Source organism: Longimicrobium sp., from assembly GCA_036377595.1.
Classification (GTDB): domain Bacteria; phylum Gemmatimonadota; class Gemmatimonadetes; order Longimicrobiales; family Longimicrobiaceae; genus Longimicrobium.
Genome location: DASUYB010000041.1, coordinates 1 through 20,552, shown reverse-complemented (window position 1 = coordinate 20,552; position 20,552 = coordinate 1). Strand labels below are relative to the sequence as shown.

The 20,552-nt window shown below is 70.7% G+C and carries 23 protein-coding genes; 21 read left to right on the top strand and 2 right to left on the bottom strand.

The features are described 5' to 3' along the window. Window positions 1-25 precede the first annotated feature (25 nt). A complete protein-coding gene (locus VF092_06695; protein HEX6746969.1) occupies window positions 26-226 on the bottom strand; it encodes a hypothetical protein in 201 nt (66 codons plus the stop codon). Between the two features lie 71 nt (window positions 227-297). Between VF092_06695 and VF092_06690 the strand changes: the two genes are divergently transcribed. The 5 genes from VF092_06690 (at window position 298) to VF092_06670 (ending at window position 5,279) form a co-directional block, all read left to right on the top strand. After that, the gene (locus VF092_06690) at window positions 298-759 is read left to right on the top strand and encodes a hypothetical protein (protein ID HEX6746968.1); all 462 of its coding nucleotides are present in this window, start codon (window positions 298-300) and stop codon (window positions 757-759) included. Window positions 760-769: 10 nt separating this feature from the next. Then, a complete protein-coding gene (locus VF092_06685; GenBank protein ID HEX6746967.1) occupies window positions 770-1,984 on the top strand; it encodes an AAA family ATPase in 1,215 nt (404 codons plus the stop codon). A gap of 231 nt (window positions 1,985-2,215) precedes the next feature. Next, on the top strand, window positions 2,216-3,451 hold the full coding sequence (locus VF092_06680) for an ABC transporter substrate-binding protein (GenBank protein ID HEX6746966.1): 1,236 nt from the start codon (window positions 2,216-2,218) through the stop codon (window positions 3,449-3,451). 200 nt (window positions 3,452-3,651) lie between these two features. Beyond that, on the top strand, window positions 3,652-4,002 hold the full coding sequence (locus VF092_06675) for a helix-turn-helix transcriptional regulator (protein HEX6746965.1): 351 nt from the start codon (window positions 3,652-3,654) through the stop codon (window positions 4,000-4,002). Further along, window positions 4,002-5,279 (top strand): type II toxin-antitoxin system HipA family toxin, encoded by a 1,278-nt coding sequence (locus tag VF092_06670; GenBank protein ID HEX6746964.1) that lies wholly within the window; start codon window positions 4,002-4,004, stop codon window positions 5,277-5,279. Before VF092_06675 ends, VF092_06670 begins: the two co-directional genes overlap by 1 nt. Window positions 5,280-5,294: 15 nt before the next feature. Here VF092_06670 and VF092_06665 read toward each other — a convergent pair whose 3' ends face one another. After that, the gene (locus VF092_06665) at window positions 5,295-6,614 is read right to left on the bottom strand and encodes an amidohydrolase family protein (protein HEX6746963.1); all 1,320 of its coding nucleotides are present in this window, start codon (window positions 6,612-6,614) and stop codon (window positions 5,295-5,297) included. 444 nt (window positions 6,615-7,058) lie between these two features. Here VF092_06665 and VF092_06660 point away from each other — a divergent pair, with 444 nt between their 5' ends. The 16 genes from VF092_06660 (at window position 7,059) to VF092_06585 (ending at window position 20,057) form a co-directional block, all read left to right on the top strand. Then, on the top strand, window positions 7,059-8,684 hold the full coding sequence (locus tag VF092_06660) for a GMC family oxidoreductase (protein HEX6746962.1): 1,626 nt from the start codon (window positions 7,059-7,061) through the stop codon (window positions 8,682-8,684). Window positions 8,685-8,824: 140 nt separating this feature from the next. Continuing rightward, window positions 8,825-9,211: a hypothetical protein gene (locus tag VF092_06655; GenBank protein ID HEX6746961.1), complete on the top strand. Its 387-nt coding sequence runs from the start codon at window positions 8,825-8,827 to the stop codon at window positions 9,209-9,211. A gap of 89 nt (window positions 9,212-9,300) precedes the next feature. Next, window positions 9,301-9,528, top strand: a complete 228-nt coding sequence (locus VF092_06650) for a hypothetical protein (protein ID HEX6746960.1) — start codon at window positions 9,301-9,303, stop codon at window positions 9,526-9,528. Next, window positions 9,525-9,926: a type II toxin-antitoxin system death-on-curing family toxin gene (locus VF092_06645; protein ID HEX6746959.1), complete on the top strand. Its 402-nt coding sequence runs from the start codon at window positions 9,525-9,527 to the stop codon at window positions 9,924-9,926. The genes VF092_06650 and VF092_06645 overlap by 4 nt, the downstream gene beginning before the upstream one ends. Before the next feature lie 55 nt (window positions 9,927-9,981). Next, the gene (locus tag VF092_06640) at window positions 9,982-10,404 is read left to right on the top strand and encodes an ester cyclase (GenBank protein HEX6746958.1); all 423 of its coding nucleotides are present in this window, start codon (window positions 9,982-9,984) and stop codon (window positions 10,402-10,404) included. A 392-nt stretch (window positions 10,405-10,796) separates the two neighbouring features. Further along, window positions 10,797-12,140, top strand: a complete 1,344-nt coding sequence (locus tag VF092_06635; GenBank protein ID HEX6746957.1) for a sorbosone dehydrogenase family protein — start codon at window positions 10,797-10,799, stop codon at window positions 12,138-12,140. Window positions 12,141-12,380: 240 nt separating this feature from the next. Beyond that, complete coding sequence (locus tag VF092_06630) at window positions 12,381-12,590, top strand: cold-shock protein (GenBank protein HEX6746956.1); 210 nt, start codon at window positions 12,381-12,383, stop codon at window positions 12,588-12,590. Between the two features lie 163 nt (window positions 12,591-12,753). Further along, complete coding sequence (locus VF092_06625; protein ID HEX6746955.1) at window positions 12,754-12,969, top strand: hypothetical protein; 216 nt, start codon at window positions 12,754-12,756, stop codon at window positions 12,967-12,969. Further along, on the top strand, window positions 12,959-13,585 hold the full coding sequence (locus tag VF092_06620) for a hypothetical protein (protein HEX6746954.1): 627 nt from the start codon (window positions 12,959-12,961) through the stop codon (window positions 13,583-13,585). Before VF092_06625 ends, VF092_06620 begins: the two co-directional genes overlap by 11 nt. Before the next feature lie 220 nt (window positions 13,586-13,805). Continuing rightward, the gene (locus VF092_06615) at window positions 13,806-14,267 is read left to right on the top strand and encodes a DUF3592 domain-containing protein (protein ID HEX6746953.1); all 462 of its coding nucleotides are present in this window, start codon (window positions 13,806-13,808) and stop codon (window positions 14,265-14,267) included. A gap of 109 nt (window positions 14,268-14,376) precedes the next feature. Beyond that, a complete protein-coding gene (locus tag VF092_06610; GenBank protein HEX6746952.1) occupies window positions 14,377-14,826 on the top strand; it encodes a hypothetical protein in 450 nt (149 codons plus the stop codon). A 141-nt stretch (window positions 14,827-14,967) separates the two neighbouring features. Beyond that, a complete protein-coding gene (locus VF092_06605) occupies window positions 14,968-16,821 on the top strand; it encodes an SIR2 family protein (GenBank protein HEX6746951.1) in 1,854 nt (617 codons plus the stop codon). A gap of 4 nt (window positions 16,822-16,825) precedes the next feature. Continuing rightward, entirely contained in the window at window positions 16,826-17,842 is a 1,017-nt protein-coding gene (locus tag VF092_06600) for an NAD-dependent epimerase/dehydratase family protein (protein ID HEX6746950.1), read from the top strand. Between the two features lie 17 nt (window positions 17,843-17,859). Continuing rightward, window positions 17,860-18,414 (top strand): GNAT family N-acetyltransferase, encoded by a 555-nt coding sequence (locus VF092_06595; protein ID HEX6746949.1) that lies wholly within the window; start codon window positions 17,860-17,862, stop codon window positions 18,412-18,414. 333 nt (window positions 18,415-18,747) lie between these two features. Then, complete coding sequence (locus VF092_06590) at window positions 18,748-19,320, top strand: 2OG-Fe(II) oxygenase (protein HEX6746948.1); 573 nt, start codon at window positions 18,748-18,750, stop codon at window positions 19,318-19,320. Window positions 19,321-19,517: 197 nt separating this feature from the next. Then, complete coding sequence (locus tag VF092_06585) at window positions 19,518-20,057, top strand: hypothetical protein (GenBank protein ID HEX6746947.1); 540 nt, start codon at window positions 19,518-19,520, stop codon at window positions 20,055-20,057. The last annotated feature ends 495 nt before the right edge of the window (window positions 20,058-20,552 follow it).

Sequence of the window (20,552 nt, the reverse complement as noted above, 5' to 3'; positions counted from 1 at the left end):
CGCGAGGCGCGCCGATCGCGGCGGATCACCGTGCCGGCGCGCGCAGCTGCTCCACCGGGGGATACGATGCTGGCTTGAGCAGCGTGCGCTCGGCGATCTGCATACCGGATTCGGGGACCCGATCGCGCCGCGTTTCGATGGCGAAATATGCGAAGGGATGGAACACGAACCGAACGGCTGAGGATCGCGGCTCCGCACCGCAAATCGCATCGAATCGCTTGCGCACTTCCGCGCCCGGCCCCATCCTCCGAGTCCGCAGGTTTCAGCCGTGCTCACCACCCACCGAGGGAGGTTTCCGTGGCCAGTGCCGACCAGACCATGATGAAGGTGCAGCGAATCCTTACCGGGCCCATGGGGCTCCGCATCGGGATCCAGGGCAACACCATCACCGTCACCTTCACCGACGTCAGCACGCGCGTGAACGTGAGCGTGCAGGACTGGGGCACCAACAAGGACGGCGACCCCGCCTCGCTGGTGCAGCTCTCCTGCCCGCTCCTGTGGGAGGTCGACCCGTCGCCCCAGCTGTTCGAGTACATCGCCAAGCAGGGGGGCAACTACTACTTCGGCCACCTCTCCGCGCACGACGACCAGTCGGCCCCGGGCAAGCTGTTCCTGATGATGTCGCACACCCTGCTGGGCGACTACCTGGACGAGGAGGAGCTGTCGTCGGCGCTGTACGCCATGCTGGGCACGGCCGACAACCTCGACGACGAGCTGAAGGGCAAGTTCGGCGGCAAGCGCCTGTCCGACTACGCATGAGGAGCGAAGCATGATCCGCACGGCCATCCACGACGCGGCGGTCTCGGCGGCCAAGGCGAACTCGCACCCCGCGGTGGAGCCGCGCCACGTGCTGTTCGCGCTGGCCAAGCGCTTCCGCGAGCGCGAGGACTGCCAGGCGTTCTTCGCGCCCGCCAAGCGCGCGCTGGAGCCGCCCGGCAGCTCGTACGGGGCCACGCCGAAGCTCTCCGACGAGGCCAACGCGCTGCTCGACACCATCAAGTCCGACGACGACGGGGTGGCCGCGCTGCGGAAGGCGTTCGAGGGGGGCGAGGCGGCGGCCGGCGGGGCGTCGCAGACGCAGACCACCGAGCAGGCGGCCGGCCAGACCGCGGCCACCACGGCCACCACCACGCCGCCGGCCGAGACGGTGGCCGACATCCTGGCGGAGCTCGACAGCCTGGTGGGGCTGGGGCCAGTAAAGGGCCAGGTGCGCAAGGTGATCGCGGTGGTGCAGGCGAACACCGAGCGCGAGAAGGCCGGGCTGAAGGCGGTGCAGCCCGGCCTCCACCTGGTGTTCACCGGCCCGCCGGGGACGGGGAAGACGACGGTCGCGCGCATCATCGCCCGGCTGTACGCGGCGGTGGGGGCGCTGCCGGGGTCGAAGTTCACCGAGGCCAGCCGCTCGGACCTGGTGGCCGGCTACGTGGGCCAGACGGCCATCAAGACGCAGGAGGTGATCAGCAAGACGCGGCCGGGCGTGCTGTTCATCGACGAGGCGTACGCGCTGACGCCGCGCTTCGACTCGGACTTCGGCCACGAGGCCATCTCCACGCTGGTGAAGGCGATGGAGGACCACCGCAAGGACTTCGCGGTGATCGTGGCCGGCTACGAGGAGGAGATGACGGACTTCATCGAGTCCAACCCCGGCCTGCGCAGCCGCTTCAAGACGTACGTCAACTTCCCCGACTACTCGCCGGAGGAGCTGACCGAGATCTTCGGGCGGATGGCGAAGGACGTGGGGCTGGAGCTGGGCGAGGGCGCGCAGGAGACGGCGGCGCGGGTGTTCGCCAAGGCCGCCGACAAGCCCGGCTTCGGCAACGCGCGGTTCGCCCGCTCGCTCTTCGAGCAGGCGTACGCGCGGATGGCGGCGCGCGCGGCCCACGACGGCGCCGTCACCATCGAGGAGCTGACCACGCTCCTCCCCGAGGACATCGACGACGACATGTCGATGCTCTCGCGCGAGACGCGCCGCATCGGGTTCTGATCCCCATCCCGAAAACCAAGGCCTCACGCAGAGCAGCAGAGGCAGCAGAGAACCGATCGGTTCTCCGCTGCCTCTGCTGCTCTTCGTGAGATCTGGATCCCATCCCCGCCTTGCCAGGAAACGCCCGAGGGCTGATGTTTCCGTCGCGCCGAGCGGATGCACGTCGGCCTGCCCCACCCTGCCTCGTCCTTCCTCCAGAAATCACCGATGATCCATCTTCCAGCGCCGCCGATGCCGCGGCGCATTGGCAGGACCGTTGCGCGCGCCGCCGCCTGCCTGGCTCTTGCGGCGGCCGCCGCCTGCACCGACAGCACCGGCGCGGACGACCGCGAAGTGGTGCTGGGCGGCGTCTTTTCCCTCACCGGCAACTGGGCCACGCTCGGCGTGGCCAGCCAGGCGGCGATGGAGCTGGCCGTGGCCGACGTGAACGCGTACGCGGCCGGGCGCGGCATCACCTTCCGCGCGGACGTGCGCGACAGCAAGCTCGACCCGGCCACCGCGCTGGCAGCGCTGCAGTCGCTGCGTGCGGCCGGCGTGCAGGTGGTGATCGGGCCGCAGTCCAGCGCGGAGCTGGCCACGCTCAAGCCGTACGTCGACGCCAACCCCGTGATGATGGTGAGCCAGTCGAGCACAGCGGGCACGCTGGCCGTGGCGAACGACCGCATCTTCCGCTTCACCGCCGCCGACAGCTTGGAGGGCGTGGCCGCGGCGGCGCTGATGTGGGACGACGGGGTCCGCGCCGTCATTCCCCTCTGGCGCGGCGACGCCGGCAACCAGGGGCTGCACACGGCCACGGCGGCGAGCTTCGCCGCGCGGGGCGGGAGCGCGTCGGCGGGGGTGGAGTACGCGGCCTCGGCCACGAGCTTCGCGGCCACCCTCACCGCGCTGTCCACGCAGGTGCAGCAGGCGCTGGCCGGCCGCCCCGCCAGTCAGGTGGCCGTGTACTACGCCGGGTTCGACGAGACCACCGACGTGTTCGCGCTGGCCGCGGCGGACCCGGTGCTCGGCTCGGTGCGCTGGTACGGCGCCGACGGCATCGCCCAGAGCAGCGCCCTGCTCGCGCGCCCCGCCGCCGTGGCGTTCGCCGAGAAGGTGGGCTTCCCCGCCCCGCTGTTCGGGCTTGCCCCGTCCGCGCAGGCGAAGTGGCAGCCGCTGGCCGCGCGCATCAAGGCGCGCACGGGCGCGGACCCCGACGCGTTCGCGCTGGCCGTGTACGACGCGGTGTGGGTGGCGGCGCAGGCGTACCTCGCCTCGCCGCGCTCCGTGTCCACCGACGAGCTGGCGGCGAGGTTCGTGGCCACGGCCGGGTCGTTCTACGGCGCCACGGGCTGGACGGTGCTGAACGCCGCGGGCGACCGCCGGTACGCCGACTTCGACTTCTGGGCGGTCCGCCCCTCCGGCGCCGCGCACGCGTGGACGCGCGTCGCCGGCTACGACACGGGCGCGGGCACGCTCACCCGCTTCTGATCGCCATCCCCTGAACGACAGAGCCTCACGCGGAGACGCGGAGGCGCGGAGAAGCTCTCTCCGTGTCCTCCGCGTCTCCGCGTGAGGCCCTTTTCTTTCTACCTAAAATGCCTGTAATGAGGATATGAGTCCAAAATAATTGACTTAAACTTTAGATAAGGACAATATAATCGACTGCAACGAACCAGCAGAAAACGCCCATGCCTCGCGAAAAGCAGCAGATCACCTATACCCACGCGATGCCGGCCTCGGCTGACGAAGTGTTGAACCAGCTCGGCCAGAACATCGCCGCCGCGCGGCTCAGGCGCCGGTGGCGACAGGCCGACCTGGCCGCGAAGGCGGGGATCACGCGCGCGACCGTGATCGCCATCGAGCATGGGCGCGCGGGCACCGGCATCGGCGCCTACGTGGCCGTTCTCTGGGCGCTCGGCCTCCACGCCGACGTGGCGCGGATCGCCGCACCGGACCGGGACGTGGAGGGAGCCACGCTCGAGGCCGCGCGGCTGGGCACGCGCGCCCGGAGGCCGGCGCCCCTGGACGACGACTTCTGATGGCGGCCGGCCGCGAGTGCTTCGTCTACGTGCAGCTCCCCGGCACGCTCGAGACGGTGGTGTGCGGGCGATACCAGCGGGCGGAGACGCACGCCGGGATACCGATGGGCCGGTTCGTCTACGGGCGGAGCTACCGCGAGCGGATCGACGCGGTGCCGCTGGACCCGATCCACCTCCCGATCGCGCCCACGGTGTACGAAACCACCCGGCTGAACGGCGTCTTCGGCGCACTTCGCGACGCTGCGCCCGACGCGTGGGGACGGCGCGTGATCGAGCGCATCGTGGGGCGGCAGGATCTCGACGAGGTCGACTTCCTGCTCGAATCTCCCCAGGACCGCGCGGGCGCGCTGTCGTTCGGGCGAGGCTCTGTTCCGCCCGCGCCCGTGCGCGAATTCAACCGCGTGGTACAGCTGACGGAGCTTCGCCGGGCCGCGGCGCTGATCGAGGAGGACCGTCCCGGCGAGCCGGTGCCTCCCCAGATCCTCGACCTGCTCGACCCGGGGAGCTCGCTCGGAGGCGCCCGCCCAAAGAACGTGGTGGAGGATGACGCCGGGCTCTGGATCGCCAAGTTCCCCCAGCGCGGCGACCGGTGGAGCAACGCCCCGGTGGAAGCCGCGATGCTGAGCTTGGCGGCCCGGTGCGGCATCCGCGTTCCCGAAGCGAGGGTGGAGCGCGTCGGCTCCGAGTCCGTTCTCCTGGTGAAGCGGTTCGATCGCGAGCGCGTGGCCGGGGAGGATGCCCACCCCGGCTACCTCCGGCACCGCATGGCCAGCGCGCTGACCGTGCTGGGCGCGGACGACGCGCCGACCGATCGCCGTGGCTGGTCGTACGTGCTGCTTGCCGACGAGTTGCAGCGATGGTCGGCGCGGCCGCGGGAGGACAGGGCCGAGCTGTTCCGCCGCATGGTGCTGAACGCCCTGATCTGCAACGTGGACGACCACCCGCGGAACCACGCGGTCATCGCCCCCTCGCGGGAGTGGCGGCTCGCGCCGGTCTACGACCTCACGCCGAATTCGCGGCAGGGCCTGGAAGAGCGCCGCCTGGCCATGGAGTGCGGCCGCCTGGGACGCCTGGCGACCCGGGAAAACTTCCTCTCGCAGTCGATGCGGTTCGGCCTTCGTCAGGACGAGGCGAACGCGATCGTCGACGCGACGGCGGAAACGGTCACCCGCTACTGGCGCGGGGATGTGCTTCGCCACGGCGGCAGCGAGCGTGACTGCGAGCTGATCGAGCCCGCCTTCACCTACCCCGGGTTCGAGTACCGCACGGTGCGCTGATCCGCATCGGACAGTCTACCGATAGGCGGCGGCGATGCGCTCCAGGCCCGCGTCGATCTCCGCGCGCGGGAGCCAGCGGCCGCGCGCCATCACCCCAGCGATGCGGGAGACGTTCGCCACGTCGGCCAGCGGATTGGCGTCCAGCAGCAGCAGGTCGGCGCGCTGGCCGGCGGCGACCGTGCCGAAGCGGTCCTGGCCGCGGAAGTACTCGCCCACGCTGCGCGTGCCCGAGGCGAGGATGGCGAACGGGCTCATCCCCGCCGCCGACATGCGGCGCAGCTCGCGGTGCAGCGAGAAGCCGGGGACGCTGAACTGCTGCGGCGCGTCGGTCCCCATCAGGATGCGGGCGCCGCCGCGGTGCAGCGCGCCCAGGATGCGCAGGCGGTTGGCGATCACGTTGCGGCTCGCGGCGGCATCGAATTGCGGGCTGGCGGCGCGCTGGCGGAAGGCGCTGATCCACGCCTCCACCTGCTGCCGCGGCACGTAGCGCAGCTCGGGATAGGCCCGCAGCGAGTCCAGGTCGGCCGTGTTGTACAGCACCTCCCACAGCGCCATCGTCGGCACCACCCACGCCCCCGCCTCGCGCGTGCGGCGCACCACCTCCGCCAGCCGCGCGTCGTCCACGGGCCCCTCCTCGCCGTCCAGCGCCTCCACGTAGCCGTCGATGTGGTCGAAGGTCTCCTGCCCCATCTCGATGGCGTGCATCAGCCCCACCTCTTCGGGCACGTGGCCGCCGAAGCGGATCCCCAGCTCGCGCGCGGTGCGCGCCATGGCGTCGTACTCCGGCCGGGTGAGGCCGGGGTGCACCTTCAGCAGGTCCCACCCCTCCGCCTTCTGCGCGCGCACCATGGAGATGGCCTGCTCGGGCGAGCTCACCGACTGGCCGTTGAAGCTGGGCCCGGCCAGGTACAGCGTGGGCGACGCGATCTCCCCCGCGGCCGCGCGGCGGCGCAGCTCCAGCTGTCCCGGCGCGCCCAGCATCCCGCGCACCGTGGTGATCCCGTTCGCCAGGTAGAGGAAGAGCACGTGCTCCGTGTACGCCGGCGGCGCGCTGGGCGGGGGCACGTGGCCGTGCATCTCCGCCAGCCCGGGCATCAGCCACTTCCCGCGGCCGTCCACCCGCCGCGCGCCTTCGGGGATGCGCACCGACCGCGCGGGCCCCACCTCCACGATGCGCTCGCCGCGCACCACCACCGTCTGGTCGGCGAGGAGCCGCTCGGTGTCCATCGGCACGACGGTGACGCCCACGAACGCCGTGACGGTGGTGTCGGGAGATTCGGGCGGCGCGCACGCCGCCAGGGCGAGCGCGAGCGCGGGGATCAGGGCGCAGGGCATGGTGGGTGTCCCGGTGCGGGTGAGGGAGATGGGGATCCGGGAAGATGATGACGCGGCCGCATCGCGGCAGCAAGACGGGCGCGGGGACCTGTCACATTCTTCGAGGTGGACCGGGATGGAGCCGTCCGCGACCGCCCAGCGGGAAGCATCGCGCGCGCACCAGCGGCCGGAGCGTTACAGGAACATCCGAGCCTGCAACGATCCGTTGCACGTCCCCGCCGCGAACTCCCCGCGTCGATCGTCCCATCTCCCGATCCCCCAATCGATTATCTCCATCGCCCCGACCGGCACGGGCGGTGATGCGATTCCCGCGCGTCCATCTCGATCTCATCCCCATCCCCTTCAGCATTCCGGAGGAGACTTCCAGACCCGCCCCACCGAACGTTCATCGCGCCGCGGCCGGCTCGCGGCATCCCTTCATCTCGAACGAAAGGCAGGGAGATCATGGTCGAAGATGCCCTGGATCTGGCCGACGGAGCCGTCCTGAGCGCCGACATCTGCATCATCGGCGGCGGCGCGGCGGGGATCACGCTGGCGCACGAGCTGATCGGCTCGGGGAAGACGGTGCTGGTGCTGGAAGGGAGCACGCTCGACAACCGCCAGCCGCTCCCCGCCGACCACCACGAGACGCTGCAGCGGATGGAGACGCACCCGCAGACCGAGGCGGGGACGTACGACATCTGCGACGAGCACCGCTTCTGCGACCCCATCGCCCAGACGCTGTACGAGGGGAGGGTGTCGCCCGAGATGGCGGCGATCGACCCCAACTTCCTCACCCGCTCGCGCATCCGCGTCTACGGCGGGACGACGAACTGCTGGGGCGGGTGGACGCGCACGCTGGCGCCCGCCGACTTCGACCGCCGCGACCTGGACCCGATGATGGTGTGGCCGGTCAGCCGCGCGGAGCTGGAGCCCTGGTACCAGCGCGCGATCTACTACTGCTCGCTCCCCTCCACCCTCCTTCCCACACGCTACGACCAGGCGGACTGGTGGCCCGGCGTGGCCGACCAGCCCATCCGGCCGCTCACGCCGTCGGCGAACGTGGAGACGGCGGTGTGGACGGTGATGAACGGGCAGGGGCCGGCCACCCCGGACGGCGCGCTGGACTTCCAGATCGTGTGGGGGCCGGCGCTGCAGCGCGACCCCAACACCCACGTGCTGCGCAACGCGAACGTGCGGCGGATCGAGACCCAGCTCGGGATCGTCACGCAGGTGACGGGGAACGCGATCGACTACACCACGGGCAGGCCCGGACCCGCGTTCACGGTGCAGGCGCGGCAGTTCGTGCTGGCGATGGGCGGGATCGAGACGGTGCGGCTGCTGCTCCTCTCGAACCTGGCCGACCGGTACGGCACGCTGGGCCGGTACTTCATGGTCCACCCGCTGAACGTCAGCGCCCTCCGCTTCGCCGGCGGCGGCCGTCCCGTTCCCGAGGTGATGAACTTCTACGCATGGCCCTGGGCGAAGTGGCGGAACATGCAGTATCCGCCGGGCATCTTCGCCGCGCTGACGCCCACCGGGGCCGCGCTGAAGGCCAACCGCATCGGCAACCTGCGCGCGCTGGTGGGGTTCGACGGGTTCGGCGGCGGCACGCTGAACCTGAACTGGGAGCAGGTGCCGTCGGCCGTCAACCAGGTGGCGCTGTCCGCCGACCCGACCCGCGTGGACCTGTTCGGCGACCGGCGGGTGGACCTGCAGTGGAGCCACACCGCGCAGGACCAGCGCACACTGGAGCTCGGGGCGAAGCTGGTGGTGAACGAGCTGGAGCGGCTGGGGCTGCTGGGCACCGTGACTTCCACCGACCTGCGCGTGGCGCAGGCGGGCGACCACCACATGGGGGCCACACGGATGTCGGCGGACCCGTCGACCGGCTACGTGGACCCCAACTGCCGCGTGCACGGGCTGCAGAACCTGTTCATCTCCAGCTCGTCGGTGTTCCCCACCGGCGGCTACGCCAACCCGACGCTGACCATCGTCGCGCTGGCGGCGCGGCTGGCGCGCCACCTCGGCGCCCGCGAAGCACCGGCCGAGGCGCCGGCCGAGCAGCCCGCGGTCGTCGCCGAAGAGTGATCGATCCGGTGAGTTGATCGAATCTGAAGTGAGTTGCGGCACTCCTGAAAACATCCAGAGGGATGTTGACAGGAGTGCCGCACCGCGTTATCCGTGTGGATGTCGATGCATCACAGGCGGCAATCACACGGGAGGCACCGATGCCGGAGCTGGAGAAGCTGACCATCAACCTTACGCCGGTGGATCTCGGCCAGATCGAGCTGCTGGTGGAGCAGGGATTCTACTCGAACCGCGCCGAGTTCATTCGCGTGGCCATCCGCGACCAGCTGGCGAAGCACGCCGACACCGTGCGCGAGACCGCCGCCCGCGAGACCTCCGTCGTCGGCGCGATGGTGGTCGGCCGCGACGCGCTGGAGCGCCACCGCGAGGCCGGCCGCCGCATCGCGCTGCGCGTGGTCGGCTTCCTCTCGATCGCCGACGACGTCACGCCCGACCTCGCGCGCGAGGTGATCGAATCCGTGCAGGTGCGCGGGATCTACCGCGCCCCCTCCGCGATCAAGGAGGCACTGGCGGACCGGACGACCTGAGCGAGGACCAACTCTCTTGCGATTGCAGGAGAATTGACTCTCACTCGCGAATATACATATTTGTTGTAACCTATTCGGAGCGAGAACCGATGATCAAGGAAGTGACCTTCCGCCAGTACGGCGGTTCGCTGGGCACCACTCTGCCCAAGGCGATGACGGACCGCCTCAACCTGGGCCCGGGCGACAAGGCGTATGCGGTGGAGACCGAGCACGGAATCCTGCTGACGCCCTACGACCCCGAGTTCGCCCGGGTCATGGAAGCAGAGGCGCGGATCAGCAAGAAGTACTCGAACGCGCTGCGCGAGCTGGCGAAGTGACCGAGCCGCGCCGGCTGCAGCGCGCCTGGGTCGACGCGCTCCACTTCCAGCAGCTGAAGCGGTTCGGCGGCCTCTACGGCGTCCGCGACGACGGCGTCATCGAGTCGGCGCTCGCGCGAGCACGCAACCTGTGGGAATACGCGGAGGAACGCGACATCGCCGCGCTGGCCGCGGCATACGGATTCGGCCTCACGCGAAACCATGGGTACACGGACGGCAACAAGCGCATCGGGTTCATGGCAATGGCCGTCTTCCTCGACCTGAACGGATTCGACCTCGATGCGCCGGAGCCCGCGGTGGTGGAATTGATGCTCGCGGTTGCGGCGGGTGAGGCTACCGAACCCGAGCTCACCGGTTGGATCAGGCGATATCTCCGCCCAATTTCCGAATCGCCGTAGATCCGAACCCGCTTCGCCGACGTAATCCGGGCAGCCACTCACCCGGAGGCGCGCGATGACCGCGACGGCGACCGCACCCACCCTGCTGGAGATTCCCCACCTCTTCTTCATGGGCCAGGACCGGCTCAAGGGGCCGTTCCCGCCCGAGCTGCTCGCGCCCGATTATCAGGCCGAGGTCGCCGGCTTCCCGCCGATGGACGCGGAGGGGCATGCGGCGTTCGCGCGCGTGTTCTACGCGGCGTTCCCCGACATCCACCACACGCTGGACGAAGTGGTCGCCACGGACGACGGGGCGGCGGTGCGCTTCACCCTGCGCGGCACGCACACGGGCGACTTCATGGGGATCGCGCCCACCGGCCGCGCCATCACCGTCTCCGCCATCGTCCTGCTCGCGATCGCGGACGGGCGGGTGGCGCGGCTGCGCGCGATCTTCGACCGGTTCGGGCTGATGCAGCAGATCGGCGTCATCCCCGCGTAGCCATCTCCCCGCGGCTGTGCATTTGATCTGAATAGATCTGATGAGAATAGAAGTAGAATAGTCTCACACGGAGGGAACGGAGGATTTGCTCATCATCCTCCGTTCCCTCCGTTCCCTCCGTTCCCTCCGTTCCCTCCGTGTGAGTCATTCTGTTGGTCTGATTGCACGATCAATCCGCGGATTCGGAATCGAGCGTGGTCTTCGATCGGTCCGGGAGTCAGGCGACATCCCCGCGTAAACCATCTCCATCATCCCCCCGAAAAGCCGTCGAACGAAACCCGGCGCGCCGCGGACGGAGATCGGTGCACAACCTGCAATGCGTTGGCACGCCCTCACCCCGCCCGTGGGGCCGGAGGGGGTGGCGCTTTCGCGTTTCAGAAGGGGGGATGACGATGACGACGCACGCGATTCCACGCCGCTCGATGATGGTGCTGGCCGCCGCGGCCGCGCTGGCCGGATGCAGCTCCGGCGCGCGCCTGCCGGTGGAGGCGGGCATCGGCCCCTCGCCGGCGCTGCCGCCGCCGCGCGTGGGGCTGCTGCCCAACGTGCTGATCTCGCCGGCGCGCGGCTGGCCGCGCGGGATGACGCCGAAAGCCGCGCCGGGAACGGCGGTCAACGCGTTCGCCACGGGGCTGGAGCACCCGCGCTGGCTGTACGTGCTCCCCAACGGCGATGTGCTGGTGGCCGAGTCGAACGCGCCGGAGCGGCCCGACGACGGCAAGGGGCTGAAGGGATGGTTCTTCCGCCGCCTGCAGGGCGTGGCGGGCGGGGGCGTGCCCAGCGCCAACCGCATCACCCTGCTGCGCGACGCCGACGGCGACGGGGTGGCGGAGGTGCGCACCGCGTTCATCGAGGGGCTCGTCTCGCCCTTCGGGATGGCGCTGGTGGGGAACGACTTCTATGTCGCGAACAGCGACGCCGTTGTCCGATTCCGCTACACCCCGGGCGCGACGCGCATCACCGGAACGCCCACGCGGGTGGTGGAGCTGCCCGCCGGGCGCATCAACCACCACTGGACGAAGAACATCCTCCCCTCGCGCGACGGGTCGAAGCTGTACGTGACGGTGGGCTCGAACAGCAACGTGGCCGAGAACGGGATGGAGAACGAGGAGGGGCGCGCCGCGATCTGGGAGGTGGACCTGCGCACGGGCGCGCACCGCGTCTTCGCGTCGGGGCTGCGCAACCCCAACGGGCTGGCGTGGGTCCCCGAGTCGGGCGCGCTGTGGACGGCGGTGAACGAGCGCGACGAGATCGGCAGCGACCTGGTGCCCGACTACATGACCTCGGTGCGCGACGGCGGGTTCTACGGCTGGCCGTACAGCTACTACGGGCAGACGGTGGACACGCGGGTGAAGCCGGAGCGGCCCGACCTGGTGGCGCGCGCGATCAAGCCCGACTACGCGCTGGGGCCGCACACCGCCTCGATCGGCCTGGCCTGGTCGGCGGGGACGTCGCTTCCCGCGCCGTTCGCGCACGGGATGTTCGTGGGCCAGCACGGCTCGTGGAACCGCGAGCCCCGCAGCGGCTACCGCGTGATCTTCGTCCCCTTCCAGGGCGCGATGCCGTCGGGGCAGCCGGTGGAGGTGCTGACCGGCTTCCTGGACGGGTGGGGCAACACCTACGGCCGCCCCGTCGGTGTCGCGCTCGACCGCCGCGGCGCGCTGCTGGTGGCCGACGACGTGGGCAACGCCGTCTGGCGCGTGACCGCCGCCCCTGGACACACGGCGTCGCGGTAGCGAAGCGCCTCGCGCCCCCGACGGCGTTCGATCGGGAGCGCGCGCGTTGACACTCCGTGCGCGAGGCGCTATCCTTCGTGCAGGAGAAACGTTCAGCCAAGGGGACCTGGACAGCTGCTGTCCGGTCCCTTTCCTGTTTCTCCCGCGGCGCGAGGCGCTTTCCCCGCGGAGTACGGACGGTCGGCGAGTACGGAAATACCGCACCCTCGGCAGTCGGTCATCAACACAGGAGTGTACGGTATGCGTGCCACCGGAACCGTGAAGTGGTTCAACGACAGCAAGGGCTTCGGGTTCATCACGCCGGAGGACGGCGGCAAGGACCTGTTCGTCCACCATAGCGCCATCCAGGGCAGCGGCTTCAAGTCGCTCGGCGAAGGCGACCGCGTGGAGTTCGACACGGTGCAGGGCGCCAAGGGCCCCGCGGCCGAGAACGTCGTCCGCGTGGACTGACCCGGACCCCGGCCCACGCCGGGGAGCCACGAGGGCCACTCCCGCTCGCGGGGGTGGCCCTCTTGCGTCTCCGCCGGCGGGCCGGTTCCTTGCGCAGCATGCGGGCGGAATTCGCGCGGTCGGGCGGACCGCGGCGATCACGGTTCCCGGAAAGGAGGGAGCGATGGCGAGACGGCCCAACTACGGCGCCGAGAAGCGGAGCAAGGAGCTCAACAAGCAGCGCAAGCGCGAGGAGAAGGAAGAGAAGAAGCGCGCCCGCAGGGAGGCCGGCGGCGCGTCGTCGGACGTCACGCGCGACGGCGAGCTGGACGTGGCGGCGATGACGCCCACGGGCGCGCCGGGCGACGAGGACCTAGCCGGAGACGGGGATGACGCGTAGCGCCGCGCCGGCCTCGTCCCCGCTCCTGGCGGGCGTGGAGGCCGGGCTGCGCGCGCGGCTGGCGGCGGTGATCGAGGATGGGCGGGAGATCTGGCAGCGGTTCGACCGCGTCGTCCGGCGGCGGGACTTCCATCCCTTCGTCCCCGCGGACTACGACGAGGTGCTGGGCGGGCTGCTGGCGCTCCGCTCGCCGGGGCTGCGCTTCCTGGAGTGGGGGTCGGCCACGGGCGTCGTCACCATCCTGGCGGACCTGCTGGGGTTCGAGGCGTACGGGATCGAGCTCGACCCGCGGCTGGTGGAGGTGGCGCGCGCGCTGGCGGAGCGGCACGGCTCGGGCGCGAAGTTCGCCGCCGGCAGCCTCTTCCCCGCCGGCTACCGCTACCGCGGACGCGACGGCGACGGGCGCACCGGCACCCTCGGCGACGGCGAGTCGGCGTACCGCAGGCTCGGCCGCCCGCTCTTCGACTTCGACGTGGTCTACGGCTATCCGTGGGACGGCGAGGAGCCGGTGATGCACGACGTGATGCGCCGCTACGCCGCCCCCGGCGCGCGGCTGATGCTGGTGGGCGCCAACCTGGGCGTGCGCGTCTTCCGCGACGGCGTGCGCGAGCGCTGACGGTCAGCAAGGCTGTCATTCCGAGCGCCGCCGCCCGACGGATCTCGCGTCCGCACCGTCGTGCCGCGGCGGCCGAGGAATCTGTGGCCGACGCCGCACCGACAGCCGCTCAAACGATTCGACCTCATCGCCAGACCGTGGGCGTGTTGCGCGGGCGCTCTCCGTGCGCAGTATCTTTCATCTCCGCTCCCGCCATCCCGATCCCCCACGCCCAAGCCGGATGCTCCGCCCGCTCCTCCGCTCACTCGCCGGCATCCACGGGCTCGTGCTGCTCGTCCTGCTCCTGGTGGGCGCGCCGTTCGTGGTGATCGGGGGGACGGAGGGATGGGCGACGTGGCGGCGGCTGCAGCGGCTCCCGACCGTCGCCGGGACCGTGGTGGGCAACGACTACCGCACGAGCGACGACAACGGCGGCGCGTACTATCCCGTCGTCGCCTTCACCCCCGCGGGTGGCGCGGAGGTGCGGTTCACGGAGGGGATCGGGAGCCTGCCGCCGGACTTCGCGCCGGGGACGCGCGTCCGCGTCCTCTACGATCCCGCGCGGCCGCGGGACGCGCGCATCGCCACGTGGAAGCGGCTGTGGCTGGTGCCGGCGCTGCTGACTGCGGTGGGGATCCTGCCGGCCGCGGTGTATCTCGCGTGGCGGGTGATCAGCGCCCGGCGCGGCATCGACATCCCCTGAGCCTTCCCGAATCCCACACGCGGTCGGGGAAAATCCCCCTTCCTCGATTTGCTCGCTCGTTATGATTGGCATCACGACACGTTTCGCCCACCGTCCCCGGATCACACCCATGCGCGTTCTTCTCGCCCTCCTGCTCCTCCTCGCCGCCGTCCCGCTGCGGGCGCAGGCGATCCCCGCGGATTCGCTGCCGGTCGGCCGGCGCGTGCGCGTCACCGTGCCCGAGCTGTACGGTGAACGAGTCAGCGGCCACGTGTGGGAGCTCACCCGCGACACCCTCGTCATCGGCGATAAGGAGGGATGGTCGCGGAGGACGATCCCGCTCTCGGGGATCTCGCGGATCGACGTCAGCCAGGGCCGCACCAACGGTGCCGTGTTCGGCGGACTGATCGGAGGGGCGATTTTCGGGGGCGTGCGGTACGTCCTCGCCGGCGTCGGCGACGAAACGGTCGACAAGGCGCAGCGGAACGTGCTCCTCGCCGGCGCCGTCGGGGCGCTGCTCGGCGCGGTCGCCGGCGCCTCGGTCAGCGAGAGCTGGCGCCGGATCTACCCGCCGCGGTGATCACCGGCCGCCGCAATCGATCGTGCGTTCCATCGGCCGCGGCTTGCGTGCACGGGAAGCGGACACCTAGTCTGCAAGTCTTCATTGACCCACCGTTCCCGGGCGCGGAGCATTGCCGGCGTGCGCAGACGCAAGAATGAGATGAGTCTCGGCGAGGTCGACCTTGCCATGCTCATCCACCGCGGGGAGGTCGTACCCTTCCTGGGCGCCTTCTTCACGGTGCAGGCCGCATCGGAAGTGGGGGCGCGATCCCCCGACTGGGAGGAGTTCGTCGACGCGCTGGTGCGGACCTCGGGCCATCCGCCGCTCGGGAAGGCCAAGAGCGTCTTCAACACGGCGTACCCCGAGCTGCTCCAGATCGTCATCGACAACGTCGGCACGCGCCAGCCCGCCGACGAGGTGATCGGGCAGCTCTTCGGGACGGCATTTCCCTACGAGGAGATCGTGCGGCGCTCGCCGCTCGTCGCCGTCGTCCGGCGGATGGCGCCTCCGCTGGTGCTGACCACCAACTACGACGTGCTGCTCGAGCGGATCTGGCCCGACACTCCCGTCTTCGACCTGCTCACGGACAAGCTTCCGTCCATCCTCGACTACCTCGTGGCGGGGTACGAGAAGGCGCCCGGCGGCTCCCCACCGGCGGCGCCGCTGGCAATCATCAAGGTGCACGGCACCTCGCTCGAGGTGGGAACCACGGCGGTCACCACCCGCGACTACCGGAGGCTGTTCACCGATTCCGACGCGGTCCATGCGCTGTTCGAGTGGATCGGGCAACGGTTCAGCCTCTGGTTCCTCGGCTACTCCATCCGCGACGTGGACATCCAGTCGGCGCTGCTGTCGCTCCAGTCCGCGTCGCCCACCCGCCAGCATTTCGCCCATAAGTGGAAGTTCAGGCACCCGCTGGAGCCGCGGATCGACCATCTCCAGTTCAACCTCCGTTCGTTCGAGGTCCATCCCGGATCGCTGACGCAGAAGATCGAGGAGATCCTGCAGGCCGCCGGCGGGCTGGCGCGGATCCGCCCGGACACGCTCTCCATCTTCCGGTGCGACGCAGGGGACCTTGCGCGTGCCTGCCAGCTCCTCTCCCGGTTCGAGATGCCCGAGGTTTCGCGCCTGGCCGAGCCCCTCTGCGATCACTGGTTCGGCGAGATCGAGACGAGGACGGACGGCTGGAGCAGCGGGGTGAAGGGCGACGAATGGGCGCGGCTGCTGCGGGTCGAGCGCGTGCTGCGCCACCTGCTGTTCGTGGCCGGACGGTTTGACCAGCGGCGCACTCTCGCGCGGTACGTGACGGAGCGATGGGAGAAGGTGCCCCGGGCGTTCGCGGCGGACGCGGCGGGGACGATCGCGGAAGGGCTCTGCTATGTGCTGCCCGCGCTGGACGATCGGTCGATCGAGTACGCCCGGGCTCTGCTGGACCGGGCGCGGCGCCGCAGGACCACGGTGCGCGAGCAGAGGGAGGTGCACCTCGCGGACGCGCTGATCCAGCGGACGCGAGCGCGGTTTGCTGCCGACCCGGCGGACGCACGGAGGCTGCGGACGGAGAGCATCATCCTGTCGGCCCAGGCATCCGCGCCCGAGCTGCAGGCGGCGCTGCTGCTGGACGTGTCGATGAAGGCCGTGGAGAAAATCGTCGGCGGCGCCGAGCCGGACGAGGAAGGCAGGACCGCGGCGCGCGCGGCGCTGGAGCTGGCGCTGTTCGGCGGCAGTTATCGTCGCGCGTTCATGGCGCTCCAGCGGCTCGCGTTCCTCGATCCCGACCGCGGGATCGAATGGGCGAGCCAGGCGGCCACGCTGCGCCGGCAGGTGCGCCTCCCGCCGGAGGCCCGCGCGGACCTCTACCTGCACTGCGCCATCGCGGTGGCGCTCTGGCGGGGGCGCCGCGCCCGGCTCGCGCGTCAGATGCTGGCGGGCTACGACACGGCGTGGTTGACGGCCAACGCGCTCGCCCAGGACCTCCCCTTCTTCGCAGCGGTCGGCGACCTCATCGGGAGTTGACGGCGTGACACCCCAGGCCAGGCCCGGGCACGTGATGGTTCACGGGGCTTCGGGATTCGTCGCGGCTTCGCTGCTGCCCCTGCTCGCACGCCGGAGCGTCGCGACCATCTCGCTCGTCGACCGGAAGCCGCCGTCGCCGCGGGTGATCGCCCGGCTACGGGAGGCGGGATCGCGGCCGCACGTGATCGTGGCCGGATCGCTGCGCAACCTGCGTGTCCCGGCGGCCCCGGACGTGGTGATCAGCCTCGCCGGGATCACGGACGTGGACCAGGCGCTCGACCGCCCCGCCGAGGCGCTGGCCGGCAACGTGGGGATCGCGATCGACCTGGCGGAGTGGGTCCGCCGCACCGTCCCCGCCGCCCGTTTGATCTACATGTCGAGTGACGAGGTTCTCGGCGAATCGACCGAGCCGCTCCCGCCGGATGCGCCCCTCCGGCCCACCCAGCCGTACGCGGTGTCCAAGGCGGCGGCGGAGCTCGTGCTGCACAACTATCGCGATGTCTATGGCCTGGATGTCGTTACGCTCCGGTCCTGCAACCTGGTGGGCGGGCGGCAGCGCGCGCGCAAGCTCATCCCCGTGGCGGTGTACAACCTGGTTCACCGTCTGCCCGTGCCCGTCTATGGCGATGGAGCGCAGTTGCGCGAATGGATGGCCGTCGGGGATGTCTGCGATGCGATCTGGGCCCTGGTCGGTCGCGACGCTCCCGCCGGCGTGTACCAGGCAAGCACGGGAGTCCGTCTCTCCGTCACCGACGTGGTCACGCACGTGGCCAGCGCGATCGGCCTCCCCCTGGTGACGCGGCCTGTGGCGGACCGGCGCGTCCACGACCGCAGCTATTCCATGTGCAGCGCCCGGCTCCGGGAGCACGGCTGGCATCCGCGACGGGACCCGGTGGAGGCCATCCGCAAGGCCGCGCGCGACCTGGTCCCCGTCGCCCGCGCGCGGCGGTTCCCGTTCCCGCTCGGCGCGAGGGAGGCCGGCGAGGCTCTCCACCGTTCCGCGCCACTCGTCGCCCGATGAGTTCCCGAGAGAAGCCGATGCACCTCGTCTGGCCGTCCGACGAGTACCTGCCGGGCTACACCGAGGCGCTGGAGCGCGGGTGGTCGCCGGACAATACGCGCCCCGAAGCCGCCATCCGCGAGCAACTGGAGCAGATCGCCGCGGACCCGGCGGCGTTCCTCCGCGAGATGGTGGACCGCGAGGCGAAGGCGCCGCCCATCGTCACCGCCAGCGGCGCCACCGTCCCGCGGCTCCCAGGCTACCGCAAGTGGATGTGGGACGGCGAGTTCTGCGGCAGCATCGGCATCCGCTGGCAGCGGGGGACGAACGCGCTGCCGGCGCACTGCCTGGGCCACATCGGCTACTCCGTGGTGCCGTGGAAGCGCAACCGCGGCTACGCCACGGCCGCGCTGCGGGCGCTCCTTCCCGAGGCTCGCGCGGAGGGGCTGGCGTACGTCGAGCTCACCACGGACCCGCAGAACCTGGCGTCGCAGCGGGTGATCCTGGCGAACGGCGGCGTGCTGGTGGAACACTTCGTCACCGGCCCGGAGCACCGTCACAAGGAGCAGCTGCGCTTCCGCATCGACCTGTGACCGCCAGACCTGGGACACGCGCTCGGCGTATGTCATCCTGAGGGCGCGGAGCACCGTGATTGCGTTTGCGCGAAACCCGGCGCGCCCGAAGGATCTTGCCTGGCCTGCTGGATGTCGGCCCGAACGCGCAGGCCGGTTGGCGGGGCGAGTAGATCCTTCGGTCGGCGCCAACCAATGACGCGATCGCAACTTCGGCGCGGCGCCTCCCTCAGGATGACACCAGAGGTGTCGCGGGAACTCGATCGGGCAACCCTCCCGGGGATGCGGGGACGGCGACGGGATGGTATCCTGTGCGCCGCCGCTGCTCCCCTTCCCCACCCGCCCCGCCCGCGCATGATCGACCTGCTCGAGATCGACGATTTCCTGGATCCCGCCACGCTCGCGGACCTCGTCGCGGAGCTGGACCGCTCCGCCGGCCGGCCGTCGACGGTGCTGAGCGCCGACGCGGAGGGCGCGCTGGACACGATGGCGCGCAAATCCACCCGCGTCGCCGTGGCGCCGGAGACGCGCGAGCGGGTCAAGGCGCGGCTGATGGAGCGCAAGGCCGCGCTGGAGGAGCACTTCGGCATCGCGCTGGCGGGGTGCGAGGACCCGCAGTTCCTGCGCTACGAGACGGGTGACTTCTTCGTGCCGCACCAGGACGGCAACACGCCGATGGTGTGGGACGACTCGCGCTTCCGCCGCGTCTCGGCCGTCGTCTTCCTCTCGCCGAAGTGCGAGGAGGAGGCGGAGGGGACGTACGGCGGCGGCGCGCTCGTCTTCCACGGCCCGTGGGACCGGCCGGACGTGCGCGTGGCGGCGGGCGCGCGGCCCGGCTCGATGGTCGCCTTCCGCTCGGAGACCACGCACGAGGTGACGCCCGTCACCCACGGCGTGCGCTACACCATCGCGACGTGGTTCCGGTGAGGGCGGCCTCCTCTCGTTGAGAGGGTGCGAGTGAAGTCGCGGCTACAAAGACACGCAGTCCGCCTTCGCGGACTTCATCGCGGCGCGGATCCGACGTCGTCGCGACGGGTCTGAATCCAGCACGGATGCAATCTCCGGCCGGGCACATCACTCTATCCCGGCCGTCACTCTCCATCTCCCATCTCCCTGGCGCGACGATGAAACGTGTGCTCCGGCTTCCGCTGCTCACCATCGCCGTGACCGCGCTGGCGGCGTGCGGCGGGCGGATGGCGCAGTGTGATCCTGCCGACGTCGACACGTCCGGCTGGCGCGAGGTCACTTCGCGCTACCGGACCTTCGCGCTGACGCTTCCGCCGGCGGCCCGGGAAGACAGCGTGTTCTGCATGGACTCGGCGTGCGGCGTGATCCACGTGGGGCGATGGAACCTGCGCTACGACATGGGGCGGATGGCGGGTCCGGGCGATTCCGTCCCCGGCGTGCTGGGGGCCACGGACGTGCGCTTCTGCGCGGTGACATTGGCGGGCCGGCCCGGCCACATGATGAGCGGACGCATGCCCGCCAGCCGCGGATATCCGCGCGGCCGCGACCGCGTGGCCCGGGCGGCGCTGCCGCTGGGCGAGGAGGAGGGCGGGCTGTACTTCATCGCCGACAGCCTGTCGGAGCGCGATGCGGCCGAGTTCGCCGCCGCCGTGCGCACGCTTCGGCTCATCCCCTACACGCCGCCGCCGACACGGTGAGGATCGCTCGATCAATCGATCGGGGAGGATGCGACTAAACTCGCGGCTACAACGGCACCCAGTCCGCCTTCGCGGACTTCATCGCGGCGCGGGGCAGACGGGGTCGCGACGCGCCCGATTCGATCCGGAGTCCGATCCCATGCCGACGTCATCCTGAGGCCCGGACAGACCGCGATCACGGGCTGCACCGTAGGTTGCAGGCCGAAGGATCTATCGCCGCGTCGGGCATGCGATCCGGTGAGGCGCACCAACACTCCTTCGGGATTTGGCAGCATCCACGTCCGGGTGAAGTACTGGTGTGTCGCACCGGATCTCGTGCTGGCCGCGGTTATAGATCAGTAGTGACTCTACTCATCAGTGATGAATTCTCCGAGTCAGGAATTCCTCCCAGGTCCAGACGTGGCCGCTCAGCCCGATGGCCATTGCGGGGGTTCGCTTGCGGTAGCGGTGCCCCTTCGGCAGGTCGGATGCCTGCTCGCGCAGCGCATCGTGCGG

Coding starts and splice junctions, on each gene's coding strand:
- VF092_06685 (HEX6746967.1), top strand. CDS start 770: ATGATCCGCACGGCCATCCACGACGCGGCGGTCTCGGCGGCCAAGGCG.
- VF092_06680 (HEX6746966.1), top strand. CDS start 2,216: ATGCCGCGGCGCATTGGCAGGACCGTTGCGCGCGCCGCCGCCTGCCTG.
- VF092_06675 (HEX6746965.1), top strand. CDS start 3,652: ATGCCTCGCGAAAAGCAGCAGATCACCTATACCCACGCGATGCCGGCC.
- VF092_06670 (HEX6746964.1), top strand. CDS start 4,002: ATGGCGGCCGGCCGCGAGTGCTTCGTCTACGTGCAGCTCCCCGGCACG.
- VF092_06665 (HEX6746963.1), bottom strand. CDS start 6,614: ATGCCCTGCGCCCTGATCCCCGCGCTCGCGCTCGCCCTGGCGGCGTGC.
- VF092_06660 (HEX6746962.1), top strand. CDS start 7,059: ATGGTCGAAGATGCCCTGGATCTGGCCGACGGAGCCGTCCTGAGCGCC.
- VF092_06655 (HEX6746961.1), top strand. CDS start 8,825: ATGCCGGAGCTGGAGAAGCTGACCATCAACCTTACGCCGGTGGATCTC.
- VF092_06650 (HEX6746960.1), top strand. CDS start 9,301: ATGATCAAGGAAGTGACCTTCCGCCAGTACGGCGGTTCGCTGGGCACC.
- VF092_06640 (HEX6746958.1), top strand. CDS start 9,982: ATGACCGCGACGGCGACCGCACCCACCCTGCTGGAGATTCCCCACCTC.
- VF092_06635 (HEX6746957.1), top strand. CDS start 10,797: ATGACGACGCACGCGATTCCACGCCGCTCGATGATGGTGCTGGCCGCC.
- VF092_06630 (HEX6746956.1), top strand. CDS start 12,381: ATGCGTGCCACCGGAACCGTGAAGTGGTTCAACGACAGCAAGGGCTTC.
- VF092_06625 (HEX6746955.1), top strand. CDS start 12,754: ATGGCGAGACGGCCCAACTACGGCGCCGAGAAGCGGAGCAAGGAGCTC.
- VF092_06620 (HEX6746954.1), top strand. CDS start 12,959: ATGACGCGTAGCGCCGCGCCGGCCTCGTCCCCGCTCCTGGCGGGCGTG.
- VF092_06615 (HEX6746953.1), top strand. CDS start 13,806: ATGCTCCGCCCGCTCCTCCGCTCACTCGCCGGCATCCACGGGCTCGTG.
- VF092_06610 (HEX6746952.1), top strand. CDS start 14,377: ATGCGCGTTCTTCTCGCCCTCCTGCTCCTCCTCGCCGCCGTCCCGCTG.
- VF092_06605 (HEX6746951.1), top strand. CDS start 14,968: ATGAGTCTCGGCGAGGTCGACCTTGCCATGCTCATCCACCGCGGGGAG.
- VF092_06595 (HEX6746949.1), top strand. CDS start 17,860: ATGCACCTCGTCTGGCCGTCCGACGAGTACCTGCCGGGCTACACCGAG.
- VF092_06590 (HEX6746948.1), top strand. CDS start 18,748: ATGATCGACCTGCTCGAGATCGACGATTTCCTGGATCCCGCCACGCTC.
- VF092_06585 (HEX6746947.1), top strand. CDS start 19,518: ATGAAACGTGTGCTCCGGCTTCCGCTGCTCACCATCGCCGTGACCGCG.